A 12,136-nucleotide genomic window follows, 5' to 3' on the forward strand; every position below is an offset into this window, starting at 1 on the left:
ATAAACTAGATGTTTATGTTAAAGTTGATAAGCTGTTCAATAGCCTGATAAATTTACCATTGGCGGTGTAAAAGATGATTGGATGTTTATGCATACATGGATTTACAGGTGCACCTTATGAAGTCGCCCCATTGGCGAATTATATAAAGGAACATACGGATTGGGAAATAGCGGTTCCAACATTACCTGGCCATGGAGAAAAGCAGTCCTTAAAGGGGATTGTATTTCAAAAATGGATCAATCATGCAGAGGAAGAATTAAAAAACTTACTAGAAAAATGCGAAGTTGTTTATATAATTGGATTCTCCATGGGAGGCATGATTGCTAGTGAATTAGCGGTAAAATACCCGGTAGCGAAACTGGTTTTACTTAGTGCAGCTGCCTACTATTTAAATCCTAGACAAATTTTCCTTGATATTAAAGGGTTATTAAGAGAAGGACTTCAAGGCACAAGAATAACGCAAAATCCATTATTTATACATTACAAACAAAAGATCAGCTCCACGCCGTTTGCTGCAGCTAGGCAGTTCCAAAAGCTAGTAGCGACGGTTCGCCCACGATTAAAAGAAGTGAAGGTTCCAACTTTCATCGCTCAAGGAGAAGATGATGGCATCGTTCCTGTACGCAGTGCAGATTATCTTTATAAACACATCACCTCAGAACAGAAACACAAAATTATTATTAAACGGTCAAAACATTTAATTTGTCATTGTGATGAAAGTGAGCACCTGTTTAAAGAAGTACTTCAATTTCTTTCATAACCTTTTAGTTAAGGCGATTTTCTTCAAATGAACTCTCTTTTGTCAATTGTTTATTTTTATACTACTGTCATACTATGTCCTGCTAAAGCATTGCAAATCATGCGTTGAGATGGTAATATATACAACAAAGTGTCAACAGGAACTCCATTGAAACCCGGACATACTCCACTGGTAGGAGAATGTCTTTTTTCATTACATGTCTGAATAAAAATTTCTATTTGTAATTGTTCGTTAGATTTAGGATGCGGAAGTCATCATACATTTATTTTTTTATACAAATAAGCATAGCAATTCATGCATTGGTAATAAATTCTCCCTCATCCTCTCTATAGTGGGTTTCTCTTAAATCGTTGTAATTATAACAACTTTGATTGGGGAAATTTCCTGCCTACTTGATGAAATAAAATATTTTTCAAAGAACAGAAGGAGATTGGATACATTGACTAAGTTTCAAGATTTGGGTATAAGCCCTGAAACAATGAAGTCTCTTAAGAGAATGGGGTTTGAAGAGGCAACTCCGATTCAAGCAGAGACGATTCCTTTAAGCTTGCAGAATAAGGACTTAATTGGACAAGCACAAACAGGTACAGGTAAAACAGCTGCTTTTGGTATTCCTATGATTGACCATATTGACTATAATGATAGTTTTATTCAAGGTTTAGTCATCGCGCCGACAAGAGAATTAGCCATTCAAGTGTCAGAGGAATTATACAAACTCGGTTTTGGGAAAAGAACGAGAGTGTTATCGATTTATGGTGGCCAAGATATTAACCGTCAAATACGAGCGTTAAAAAATCGTCCTCATATTATTGTCGGTACACCTGGAAGAATTCTTGATCATATTAATCGAAAAACACTAAAATTAGATCATGTCAAAAAAGTGATTTTAGACGAAGCTGATGAAATGTTAAATATGGGCTTTATTGATGATATTGAAAAAATCTTATCAAGTGTCCCAGAAGAGAAGCATACTTTACTCTTCTCTGCGACGATGCCACCAGCCATTCAACGTATTGCTGAACGGTTTATGAAAGAGCCACAAATCGTTCGAGTAAAAGCGAAGGAAATGACTGTACCACTCATTGAGCAATATTATATTGAAGTACAAGAAAAAAATAAATTTGATGTGTTAACAAGACTGCTTGATATTCAATCACCAGAACTTGCGATTGTTTTCGGACGTACGAAAAGAAGGGTTGATGAACTTTCTGAAGCCTTAAGTTTAAGAGGTTACAATGCAGAAGGAATACATGGTGACTTGAGCCAGGCTAAACGTATGTCTGTCCTTCGTAAGTTTAAAGAAGGGTCCATTGATGTCCTTGTCGCAACAGATGTAGCAGCTCGTGGATTAGATATTTCTGGTGTTACACATGTGTATAACTTTGATATACCACAAGATCCGGAAAGTTATGTTCACCGTATTGGTCGAACAGGTCGTGCTGGTAAAGAAGGAATGGCCATGACATTTATTAACCCACGTGAGAAATCATACTTACGTATCGTTGAAAAAACAACGAAAAAGAAAATGGAAAGAATGGCTGCTCCGACGTTAGATCAAGCATTAGAGGGGCAACAAAAGGCTGTTGCAGAAAAAGTCGAGCAAATCATTGAGGATAATCATCTTCAATATTATCAACAATCTGCACAACAATTACTTGAACACCACGACGCAACAACGGTAGTTCAAGCATTGTTGAAGCTCATGATCAAAGAACCGGACACGACTCCGGTAACACTAACAGAAGAGAAACCTTTACCGGCTAAACGAGACAGAAGATCCACAGATAGAAGTAACCGTCCTAGAGGTGGGTATAGCCCGAAAGGAAGACAAAGTAACTCCTATCGCTCCCGTGATGGTAAACCTTCAGGTAAAAGGAATTATCAAGGAAATAAGAAAACAAATGCAAATAGCTATAGATAATATATTGGGAGAACCGAGCATTGAAATGAAGCTCGGTTCTTTTGTGTTATGTAGACATGTAGCAAAAGGGGTCTGTGGTGGAAGAAAATGAAAAGTCCATATAAAACTTATAGACGTTAAACTAGATGTGTTTTTATCTATAGTATTTGCTGCTGCTTCAGTATAATGGTTAATAGGATGCCAGATAAATTTAAGATGAGGTGAACGGCAGTATGATTAAAGGTTTGAACCATATGTTATTCTCTGTTTCTGATTTAGACCGTTCTATTGCTTTTTATGAGAAGGTTTTTGTAGCTAAGTTGCTTGTAAAAGGGAGAACGACAGCATATTTTGATTGTCAAGGCATGTGGATTGCCCTTAATGAAGAAAAAGACATACCTCGTCAGGAGATTGCCCAATCTTATACTCATATTGCGTTTTCTATTGATGAAGATGATTTTGAAAGTAGTTATCAACGCTTACAAGACTTAAAAGTGAATATTTTATCAGGCCGCATAAGGGACAAAAAAGATAAGCGCTCGATTTATTTTACTGACCCGGATGGTCATAAATTTGAGTTCCATACGGGTAACTTACAAGATCGATTAGCCTACTACCGACAAGATAAAGATCATATGACATTTTATAAGTAAATGAAGTAGATAGGTAAGGGATTAATCAACTTCACTCTAATTGAAACCTTTTCTTTAGATTATCGTATAGAAATAATAAATAAGAATGAAAAAATATCCAAGTTTTTACTGAGAAATAGTATGGCTTTCATGTATACTATAGTTGTTCAATAAGGAATTTTAGGGGGTTTACATATATGTTATCGAAGCCGCAAAAGCGTATTTCTAAACGGGGTCTGACTGTTTGGAAAATATCTGGTGCACTACATTCCCTTATCCCATTTGTATTGGCAATTGGCGCTATTGTTTTAACATTCATTTTTGATTGGCCGATGTGGATAATTGGTGTTGCATTAATTATATTTGCTCTTTATGCCTATTTAGCGATTAAAGTTTTTCCGACTGTGCGGTGGAAAAGGTGGCGCTATGAAGTGAGAGAGAATGAAATAGAACTACAGCATGGAATATTTATCATTAAACGTACACTCGTCCCAATGATTAGAGTACAGCATGTAGATACTCACCAAGGACCTATTCTTCGAAAATATAAACTAGCTACCGTGACGGTTTCAACTGCGGCAACTGTTCATGAAATACCCGCATTAGATCTAGAAGAAGCAGAAGAACTGCGATTTTTTATATCTAACTTAGCAAGGGTGGCTGTAGATGATGTCTGAGCCGAGAAGACTTCATCCGATTGCAGCCGTATCAAATGTACTGAAAACATTAAAGGACTCCATTATTCCCATTTTAATTATTGTCGTATTTGGTAATAGTGAAGGGAAGATTCAGCTTTTTATTACAATAGGTATTATTGCTCTTATTCTTATATCCGGTATTCTTACTTGGCTTCGTTTTACCTACAGAATAGAAGAGGGAGAATTACGAATTGAATCAGGGTTAATTATTCGGAAAAAAAGATATATCCCTTTCGAAAGAATCCAAAGTCTTGATTTATCAGAAGGTATTTTACAAAGACCTTTTGGTTTAGTGAAAATGACCATTGAAACAGCTGGTTCAGGACTAGAGGCAGAAGCTATATTGACTGCTATTTCTAAAAATGAGGCACAGCAGATTCAAGATATCCTATCACAATCTAAAAATGCACATATAGAGTTAGATGAGCAAATCGAAACAGAACAAAAAGAGGAACAAATACTTTACCAAATTAAACCTGGAGAGTTGATTTTACTTTCTTCGACCTCTGGGGGAGTAGGTGTTGTGATATCAGCTGTCTTTGCCTTTTTATCACAATTTGCTGAAGTCATTCCTTATGAGAAGATATTTGATGAATTGAGTGTCTTTATTACAGGTGGTGTTATGCTCATCAGTTTAATGGTTTTCCTTGGTTTCGTTCTTGCTTGGCTTATTGCTCTCATTGGATCAGTGTTAAAGTATGCTAATTTCACTGTAAGAAAAGTGGGAGAAGAATTAGTTATTACCCGCGGTCTATTGGAGAAGAAGCAACTAACGATTCCCTTACATCGGATTCAAGCATTAAGGATAAATGAGAATCCAGTTCGACAAGCGATTGGCTATGCATCTGTTTACCTTGAGAGTGCAGGTGGGTCATTAAAGGATGCGGATAGCTCGAAAGTGATGCTGTTACCGATCATTAAGAGAAACCGAATTCGCGAGAAGATAGAAACTGGACTAAATGATTACCAATTGACAGATATGTTTGTTCCAGCACCAAAAAGGGCTTTACGAAGATACATATTGAGAGGATTATTTATCTCTGTTCCAGTCGCAGTTATCCTTCTTTATTTCTTCTCAGTGTGGGGTTTATTTAGTTTAGTGTTCGTTGGATTGATGCTTATTTTATCTTATTACCGTTATAAAGCAGCTGGTTGGACGATTATAGGAAATCAACTCGTTCTTCGTTCACGATTTATTTCTAAAACAACTGTTTATTTGAGGAAGAATAGAACACAATCAATTTCAATGAAAGAAACGTATTTTCAGAAGCAAAATCAGTTAGCTACTATTTCTGCTAAGGCTATGTCTGGTTCAGGTGCAACTGGAGGAGATGTAGTTGACCTAGAAGTAGAAGATGTATTATCTATATACAAGTGGTATTCTTATACTCCTGAGAATACAGAATGAGAAACACAAATCCGAACATAAATTGTTCGGATTTGCTGTTTGTTTGAACGATTTCATTAACGTGACAATAGACCGATAATGGCAAGAAGAATAATGCCCCCAAAGATAATAATGGTTGATAGGGGGACACCTTTTAATCGTCTAGCTGAAGATTTCCATTGGTTTGTTGGTCTCGTTGCACCATATCCAGCTTTTAATTTCGTTTTAATCATTGCTGAACCAGTGAGGAAACCTGCTAATAGACCAAATAGATGGGCAATCACATTTACATTCGCTTGCAAGAAGGTCATAATTACACCAATAACTGTGATGGCAAGAATGAGCTGAGTATTTTGCTGTGAAAGTAAATCTCTGCGGTACACAATAATAGCAATAAAGAAACCGAAGATACCATAAATCGCCCCGCTCGCGCCAACGTGAATATATGTTAACGGTTCAAGGATGAGTGTTGCGATATTCGCGCCAATACCAGCTAGGAAGTAAACAAGGAGGAAACGCCCCTTGCCAATTGCTCTCTCAAGTGGGGGTCCAAATAACACAAGCGAGAAGCAATTAAATAAAAGGTGAGCAAATCCGCTATGCATGAAGATAGGTGTAACAAGTCGCCATAACTCCCCTTGCATAATATAAATATTAATACCTGCAAAATGCGCCATTAACCAATTGGTTGGTAGGATGGGCAAAACAGTAAGTAAATACAATACAATATTAATAGCGATAATAGAAGTAACGATGGGATAGAAGCGAATAAATTCTCTAAAGCTTTCTGTCCTGATAAACAATAATTGACTCCTCCTAAAATGTTCTCATACATTAAATATACTATAGTTTGTTTTATGCAGCATTTATTTTATTTAGAAGATGGTGATTAGAATGATTAAAGGCATTGGTATCGATATGATTGAAATACAGAGAATTAAACAATTAGTAAAAAGAAAAGAACGGTTTGTCGAACGTATTTTAACAACAAGCGAAAAAAAGAAATATGAGACTCTAACTGGGCATAGAAAAATAGAATATTTAGCAGGGAGATTTGCTGCGAAAGAAGCCTTTGCTAAAGCGAAAGGAACAGGCATCGGACAATCACTTTCGTTTCTAGATATTGAAACAGCTAACCATACGACTGGACAACCGATAATTGTTCGTCCGGTTGATGGCTGTCTTGTACACTTATCTATTTCCCATAGTAGAGAGTATGCCATTGCTCAAGTGATAATTGAAAAAGAGTAGTATTCATTAGGACAGGAAGTAAAGTTGATTATAGCTACTATTCCTAATAAACGCCTGTAATTAATTACATACAAATCATCCCCAGGCTCGAAAAAATATTCTTGATCTATTAGAAGGTCTGGAATAATCTTTGAGGTTGTCTCATATATTCAATAGTGCAATGGAGGAGACAAGGCCACGGAAGCGTTTGATTGCACTGTTGATTATAAGAAAAAGGGGTTGAAGGAATGAAGAAGAAGTTTTTCTGGCTACTCATGGGACTGGCCATAACTGTCACACTAGCTGCATGTGGGACAAAATCCCAGGAGGATGTGACAAAAGATTTATCGAGCAAACTAGAATCATTAAAAAGCTATAAGGCGGAAGCGAAAATGACGCTGCAAACAGGTTCCGAGCCGCAATCCTATGATATAGAAATATGGCATAAGAACCCGGAATTTTATCGTGTGGCACTTAAAAACACTGAAAAAGATCAAAGTCAAATGATCTTAAAGAACAAAGAAGGTGTGTTTGTTCTTACGCCAGCTTTGAATAAAAGTTTTCGCTTCCAAAGTGACTGGCCAAACAATAGTAGTCAAGCGTACCTTTATGAGTCATTAATTGAAGATATTCAAAATGATAAGGAAGCAAAATTTAAAGCAACGGAAGATCATTATGTTTATGAAACAAAAACGAGTTATCAAAACAATCAAATGCTACCTCTCCAAGAGATTACCTTGAATAAATCGGATCTATCTCCAGTTAGTGTAAAGGTAATGGATGCAGAAAGAACACCAGTTGTGACGGTAGATTTCTCCAATGTGAAATTTAATGAAGAACTAGATAATAAAGATTTCGATACGAAGAAAAATATGACAGGTGCGCAGTTAGAATTCCCAGTCATGGCTGAAGTAGCAGAAGAAGAAGATTTCACTGTCTTCTATCCAGAATCGCTACCTGAAGTTGAACTTGTTTCTGAAAAAGAAGTAGAAACAGAAGAAGGTAAACGTGTCATTCTAACCTATGAAGGTGAAGACAAATCATTCACAATGATTCAAGAGAAGGCTGTTATTGTTCAAACCTCTGGTGGTGAAGAGGCGATGATGAATGGTGACCCTGTTGACCTTGGCTTCACGGTAGGAGCCGTATCAGATAATATGGTATCCTGGACGCAAAATGGCGTGGATTATATGATTGCATCGACAAACCTATCGAAAGAAGAAATGATCCAAATTGCACAGTCTGTACAAGGGGAAGTTGTAAAATAAATATAGATAAATAAACCCGAGGTAGATTCCTCGGGTTTCTTTGCGTTGTTTGCGGTTTCTACGGATGATAATTTTGCCAATATTAACGCCATATCATCTAGATTAATTGGTAATCAAAGGTAACTTTAAGTTACCATGTTTAACATACTTCTTAAATTACATCTTACACTGCTTTTACTTCACTTGGTCTAAGAAGAAAGTTTGTCTTTTCTGTTATACGTTAATGTGACATAATCAAATAATAGAAGGAAAAGTATAAAGAGGAAGTGGACGGTATGAATCAACAGGTCCCATATTTTCGTGATACTTGGGCAGAGATAAATTTGGATTATATCACATATAATGTAGAGTCAATGATTAAACATATTGGAGAAGAAGCAGAGTTGTTTGCAGTTGTGAAGGCAAATGCATATGGCCATGGAGATATAGAGGTAGCCAAGACAGCTCTAAAGGCTGGTGCCACATACTTAGCGGTGGCGACATTGGATGAGGCTTTTGCTCTTAGAAATAAAGGGATTGACGCTCCGATATTAGTTTTAGGGCTCACACGACCAGAGGATGCTGGGTTAGCCGAACAAGCAGCAATTACTTTAACTGTTTGCCAAGCTGAGTGGCTGAAGAAAGCTGCACCATTCATAAGTAAAGAAGTAAAAGTTCATGTGAAAATGGACTCGGGGATGGGTAGATTAGGGATTAAATCAAAAGAAGAATGGGGAATATTTCAATACCAACTACAGCAAGGAAAGTTCCATGTTGAAGGAGTTTTCACGCATTTTGCGACAGCAGATGAACTTGAGACATCCTATTTTAATGAACAGTTAAGCACCTTTAATGAAATGATAAGCTGGATGGATGAACAACCAAGATATATTCATGCTAGTAATAGTGCAGCTGGCATGAGACATCCTGAGGCGAAATTTAATGCAGTTAGATTTGGGATTTCAATGTATGGCATGTCACCATCTTCTGAAATTAAAAATCATTTACCTTTTAAATTAAAAGAGGCGTTTTCACTTCACACGAAAATTGTTCATGTGAAAAAATTGCAACCGGGCGAGAAAGTGAGTTACGGAGCAACGTACGAAGCTGAAAAAGAGGAATCAATTGGTACCTTGCCAATCGGATATGCGGACGGGTGGATTAGGAGGTTAGCAACACAAGAGGTCCTTGTTAATGGAAGAAGAGTAAGTATTGTCGGCAGAATTTGTATGGACCAATGCATGATTCGTATTAGTGAGGAAGAGCAAATTGGAGATGTCGTTACGTTAATCGGGACTCAAAATAATCAGACCATCTCTGTAGATGACATAGCTAACACACTTGAAACAATTAATTATGAGGTAACTTGCCAAATAGGTATGCGCATACCAAGAATCTATATGCAGGATCAAACAAAAATTTCTACAAGAAATGGGATTCTTTAATGCATATCAATGAACATGTTGGTAGATAATAGTTATTAATAATTTGGGAAATTATCACTGAAATTCCTAGGAAGACATTGAAAGAAAATGCAACTGTTTTTATGGATAATTTCTTACTAAATAAAAAACCCCCTTTGCAGCCTAAGAGAATAATGGTAATATGAAAATTGGTAGATATAAAAAATATGGTGTGTAGTGATGGTGGAGGTGTATGTTTGTGTCTGAATCCAGCGCAACAACAGAAATAGTGGTGAAGCTGCCGCAACATCTATTAACGGAATTAGATGGTTATGCGAAGCAAGAGAACGTAAACAGAAGTGAGTTTATTTATCAAGCAACGAAAATGTATTTGCGTGAACGGAAGAAAAGACATATTCGTGAGTCCATGAGACGTGGTTACATGGAAATGGCAAAATTAAACTTGACGATAGCATCTGAAGCATTTCAAGCGGAATACGAGGCAGAAAACGCAGTTGAACGTCTTGTAAGCGGAGGCTGATCCTTTGATTGTTAAACGTGGTGACGTTTATTTTGCAGACCTATCCCCAGTTGTTGGCTCAGAACAAGGCGGTGTCCGTCCAGTACTTGTTATACAAAACGACATCGGGAATCGGTTTAGTCCCACAGTAATCATCGCAGCAATTACCGCTCAGATTCAAAAAGCAAAGCTGCCTACTCACGTTGAAATTGATGCGAAGCGATATGCTTTTGAAAGAGATTCAGTAATATTGTTAGAACAAATTCGTACAATTGATAAGCAGAGATTAACCGATAAAATCACCCATCTTGATGACGAAATGATGGATAAGGTAAATGAAGCCTTACAAGTCAGTTTAGGTCTTATAGAATTTTAGAAAACGCTCAAAAAAGTTGGGGCGTTTTTTTATATGCTTCCTAATCTTAAACAAGTCCATTTATTGTAATGATAGGACTTATTAATATATGTAATACACTTATTGAAACGGGCTTAAACTTTAAATCCCCCAATTTTATATTTGAGATATTATTCTGAACAAAAAGAAATAAAAGGAATTTAATGTTTTAGGTTTGATAATAAGCAAAAAAGGGTACACACTTAATTTGGATATATTGTTAAAGACGTTTCAAATAGAAAGCGTTATAATATAAGGCAATAGTTGTAGATTTTTGCTGGATTTTTTACAATCATGTAGATTTTTTTACAATCAATGATAATAAGGAAAAACTAACCAATAGATGTGCTAGTATAGGAGGTAAGGGAAGACAAATGACTTTGAAATATATTCAACACAATAAAGAAGATATTTTTAAAGAATGGTTGAACCGATTAAAAGAGGATTCTGACGAAACAATTACCAATGTCATCCTAGATCAAAACTTCGAGACATATGGAAGAGAGTTAGTGGAGCTCGCTATCTTGAAAATTTCTGGCAAAAAGGACGAGTATGAGCGTCAATCAGAGAATTTTTCAGATAGAATTGTCAGTTTAGGCTGGCCTCTACGTTTTGTCGTAAATGCTCTAGATGTACTGGGCGATGTTGTATTTGATGAAATGGTCAAAGATAAGTATATTCGTCCAGAGAATGAAGCGAAAGTGATGCATGATTTGAATCATTGGTTAAAAGCGATGAATAGTGAAATAATTAATGATTACACTGTTTCTTGGGAAAGAACGATCGCTAATCAAAAGATTGCATTGCAAGAACTATCGGCACCTTTAATTCCTGTATTTGAAGGCATTACAGTTATGCCATTAATTGGGATGATCGATACAGAACGAGCGAAGCAAATTATGGAAAACCTTCTTCAAGGTGTGGTAAAACATCGTTCAGAAGTTGTCTTGATTGATATTACAGGTGTCCCTGTTGTTGATACAATGGTTGCTCACCATATTATCCAAGCAGCAGATGCAGTCCACTTAGTAGGCGCAAAATGCATGCTTGTAGGTATTCGGTCGGAAATTGCGCAAACGATTGTGAGCCTTGGTATCGACTTAAACCGAATTATTACGAAAAATACAATGAAATCTGGCGTAGAAGCAGCATTGGAAATGACTAAACGTAAAATTGTGCCATTGGAGGGGTGACGTTTTGAGAATTCCGATTTTAAAACTACATGATTGTTTACTTGTTTCTATTCAATGGGAACTAGATGACCAGACGGCACTTCAATTTCAAGAAGACTTGTTAAAGAAAATACATGATACGAGTGCAAATGGTGTTGTAATCGATTTAACATCAATAGATTTTATTGATTCTTTTATCGCTAAAGTATTAGGTGATGTGATTGAAATGTCCCATTTAATGGGTGCTAAAGTTGTCATTACAGGCATTCAACCAGCAGTAGCAATTACGTTAACTGAATTAGGAATCGGTCTGAATAATGTATTGACCGCCCTAGATTTAGAAAAAGGTTTGGAGAAATTACAACAGGAATTGGGGGAATAGCCGAATGGACAACCAATCCTGCGTTAAAATAATCAATGAATGGGATATCGTTTCAGCGCGTCAGCTTGGTAGAAATGTTGCAAAAGAGCTGGGCTTTGGGACGGTTGACCAAGCAAGAATTACAACAGCAATAAGTGAACTTGCGAGAAACATATTCTTATATGCAGGTCAAGGTCAAATTTGTATAGAGAAGCTCTATGAGAATGGCAAAACGGGACTAAGACTATTATCAATTGATAGTGGTCCAGGTATTAAAGATTTGCGCCAAGTAATGGAGGATGGATATTCGACATCGGGCGGACTAGGAGCAGGTCTCCCAGGGGTAAAAAGACTGATGGATGATTTTCAAATAGATTCAAGCCCGGGTGAAGGTACAGATATAAGGGCGATTAAATGGCTCCGTTAGGGGG

14 protein-coding genes are annotated in these 12,136 nt (G+C 36.8%); 13 read left to right on the forward strand and 1 reads right to left on the reverse strand.

Going from position 1 to position 12,136, the window contains the following annotated elements; genetic code table 11:
* Positions 1-74 precede the first annotated feature (74 nt).
* The 5 genes from MKX67_RS02335 to MKX67_RS02355 all read left to right on the forward strand — a co-directional run bounded on the left by MKX67_RS02335 (position 75) and on the right by MKX67_RS02355 (position 5,399).
* Positions 75-761, forward strand: a complete 687-nt coding sequence (locus MKX67_RS02335; RefSeq protein ID WP_095370833.1) for an alpha/beta fold hydrolase — start codon at positions 75-77, stop codon at positions 759-761.
* A 439-nt stretch (positions 762-1,200) separates the two neighbouring features.
* On the forward strand, positions 1,201-2,682 hold the full coding sequence (locus tag MKX67_RS02340) for a DEAD/DEAH box helicase (RefSeq protein ID WP_322910320.1): 1,482 nt from the start codon (positions 1,201-1,203) through the stop codon (positions 2,680-2,682).
* Positions 2,683-2,894: 212 nt separating this feature from the next.
* A complete protein-coding gene (fosB, locus tag MKX67_RS02345) occupies positions 2,895-3,314 on the forward strand; it encodes a metallothiol transferase FosB (RefSeq protein WP_322910321.1) in 420 nt (139 codons plus the stop codon).
* A 176-nt stretch (positions 3,315-3,490) separates the two neighbouring features.
* Positions 3,491-3,970 (forward strand): PH domain-containing protein, encoded by a 480-nt coding sequence (locus tag MKX67_RS02350; protein ID WP_095370830.1) that lies wholly within the window; start codon positions 3,491-3,493, stop codon positions 3,968-3,970.
* On the forward strand, positions 3,963-5,399 hold the full coding sequence (locus tag MKX67_RS02355) for a PH domain-containing protein (RefSeq protein WP_322910322.1): 1,437 nt from the start codon (positions 3,963-3,965) through the stop codon (positions 5,397-5,399). The genes MKX67_RS02350 and MKX67_RS02355 overlap by 8 nt, the downstream gene beginning before the upstream one ends.
* Before the next feature lie 56 nt (positions 5,400-5,455).
* On the opposite strand, the gene MKX67_RS02360 is transcribed toward MKX67_RS02355, so the two are convergent.
* Entirely contained in the window at positions 5,456-6,181 is a 726-nt protein-coding gene (locus MKX67_RS02360) for a rhomboid family intramembrane serine protease (protein ID WP_307315423.1), read from the reverse strand.
* A 91-nt stretch (positions 6,182-6,272) separates the two neighbouring features.
* On the opposite strand from MKX67_RS02360, the gene acpS reads away from it, so the two are divergent.
* The 8 genes from acpS (at position 6,273) to MKX67_RS02400 (ending at position 12,132) form a co-directional block, all read left to right on the forward strand.
* Positions 6,273-6,629, forward strand: coding sequence for a holo-ACP synthase (acpS, locus tag MKX67_RS02365; protein WP_095370827.1), 357 nt, complete (start codon positions 6,273-6,275; stop codon positions 6,627-6,629).
* Positions 6,630-6,856: 227 nt separating this feature from the next.
* Positions 6,857-7,876, forward strand: a complete 1,020-nt coding sequence (locus MKX67_RS02370; RefSeq protein ID WP_095370826.1) for an outer membrane lipoprotein carrier protein LolA — start codon at positions 6,857-6,859, stop codon at positions 7,874-7,876.
* 275 nt (positions 7,877-8,151) lie between these two features.
* Entirely contained in the window at positions 8,152-9,300 is a 1,149-nt protein-coding gene (gene alr, locus MKX67_RS02375) for an alanine racemase (RefSeq protein ID WP_322910323.1), read from the forward strand.
* Positions 9,301-9,517: 217 nt separating this feature from the next.
* Positions 9,518-9,799, forward strand: coding sequence for an antitoxin endoai (locus MKX67_RS02380; RefSeq protein WP_095373546.1), 282 nt, complete (start codon positions 9,518-9,520; stop codon positions 9,797-9,799).
* Between the two features lie 4 nt (positions 9,800-9,803).
* Complete coding sequence (locus MKX67_RS02385; RefSeq protein WP_095370824.1) at positions 9,804-10,154, forward strand: type II toxin-antitoxin system PemK/MazF family toxin; 351 nt, start codon at positions 9,804-9,806, stop codon at positions 10,152-10,154.
* 392 nt (positions 10,155-10,546) lie between these two features.
* Complete coding sequence (locus MKX67_RS02390; RefSeq protein WP_095370823.1) at positions 10,547-11,365, forward strand: STAS domain-containing protein; 819 nt, start codon at positions 10,547-10,549, stop codon at positions 11,363-11,365.
* A gap of 4 nt (positions 11,366-11,369) precedes the next feature.
* A complete protein-coding gene (locus MKX67_RS02395) occupies positions 11,370-11,726 on the forward strand; it encodes an STAS domain-containing protein (RefSeq protein WP_066192954.1) in 357 nt (118 codons plus the stop codon).
* Between the two features lie 4 nt (positions 11,727-11,730).
* On the forward strand, positions 11,731-12,132 hold the full coding sequence (locus MKX67_RS02400) for an anti-sigma regulatory factor (protein WP_095370822.1): 402 nt from the start codon (positions 11,731-11,733) through the stop codon (positions 12,130-12,132).
* Positions 12,133-12,136 lie beyond the last annotated feature (4 nt).

This window comes from Cytobacillus sp. FSL W7-1323 (assembly GCF_038595015.1).
GTDB classification, from domain to species: domain Bacteria; phylum Bacillota; class Bacilli; order Bacillales; family Cytobacillaceae; genus Cytobacillus; species Cytobacillus kochii.

Coding starts and splice junctions, on each gene's coding strand:
- MKX67_RS02335 (WP_095370833.1), top strand. CDS start 75: ATGATTGGATGTTTATGCATACATGGATTTACAGGTGCACCTTATGAA.
- alr (WP_322910323.1), top strand. CDS start 8,152: ATGAATCAACAGGTCCCATATTTTCGTGATACTTGGGCAGAGATAAAT.
- MKX67_RS02400 (WP_095370822.1), top strand. CDS start 11,731: ATGGACAACCAATCCTGCGTTAAAATAATCAATGAATGGGATATCGTT.
- acpS (WP_095370827.1), top strand. CDS start 6,273: ATGATTAAAGGCATTGGTATCGATATGATTGAAATACAGAGAATTAAA.
- MKX67_RS02390 (WP_095370823.1), top strand. CDS start 10,547: ATGACTTTGAAATATATTCAACACAATAAAGAAGATATTTTTAAAGAA.
- MKX67_RS02350 (WP_095370830.1), top strand. CDS start 3,491: ATGTTATCGAAGCCGCAAAAGCGTATTTCTAAACGGGGTCTGACTGTT.
- fosB (WP_322910321.1), top strand. CDS start 2,895: ATGATTAAAGGTTTGAACCATATGTTATTCTCTGTTTCTGATTTAGAC.
- MKX67_RS02370 (WP_095370826.1), top strand. CDS start 6,857: ATGAAGAAGAAGTTTTTCTGGCTACTCATGGGACTGGCCATAACTGTC.
- MKX67_RS02355 (WP_322910322.1), top strand. CDS start 3,963: ATGTCTGAGCCGAGAAGACTTCATCCGATTGCAGCCGTATCAAATGTA.